Genomic DNA, 591 nt, shown 5'->3' with positions numbered 1-591 from the left:
GCGCCACCCCGGACATCCGGGAATAGACTGGGGTTTTCAATGATGTCATTGGCGCTGTGATCCTTGACGAAATACTGGTCAGTCAACCGCTTGATTGTATCTAGCCTGTCTTTTGGACGAACAATCTGGAAAACAATCGACGTGAAGTACCGCTGCAATGCAGCAAGCTGCTCGTGATCATCCTCGTCGTGGCTTGAGTGGTTGACGATGTCGTAGAACTCGACAAGGAAGTCGAGCGCGAGATTGCGGTACCCGCGATATGCGGCCGGCTTGTCTGAGCCGTAGTTGTTCTGGATGAGGTTAGGAAAGTAGAACCGACCTTGCTCAACCAAGGAAGACAAGCAGGCGAGGTCATGCTGGAAGTCTGCGGCATCTTTTATGCGTCGTAGGTGGCGAAACCTCATAAGTACATCTATGACGCGGTTATGCCAGTCCAAGAGCTCGCGGATGTACTCGTTGCTGATGCTATATCTGGCATGCGCTCTGTCTCGAATATAAAAGAACGCCAAAGTCACGGAGAGCAACAAGGATAGCCCTGCAATAATGTCGCCAGCGTCCATGAACCCTCCATTGGCGCCTAGCGCCTGAATA

The 591-nt window shown here is 51.9% G+C and carries 1 protein-coding gene; it reads right to left on the bottom strand.

The genetic code is table 11. The features are described 5' to 3' along the window. Positions 1–560: hypothetical protein (locus J5837_RS07665; RefSeq protein ID WP_210536074.1), on the bottom strand; the 560-nt coding region annotated here is incomplete at its 3' end. Between the last annotated feature and the right edge of the window lie 31 nt (positions 561–591).

The organism is Pseudoxanthomonas helianthi (assembly GCF_017939625.1).
In the GTDB taxonomy this organism is placed as follows: domain Bacteria; phylum Pseudomonadota; class Gammaproteobacteria; order Xanthomonadales; family Xanthomonadaceae; genus Pseudoxanthomonas_A; species Pseudoxanthomonas_A helianthi.
Note: the sequence above shows the minus strand (reverse complement) of the source record. Positions and strands in the feature narration are given on the sequence as shown.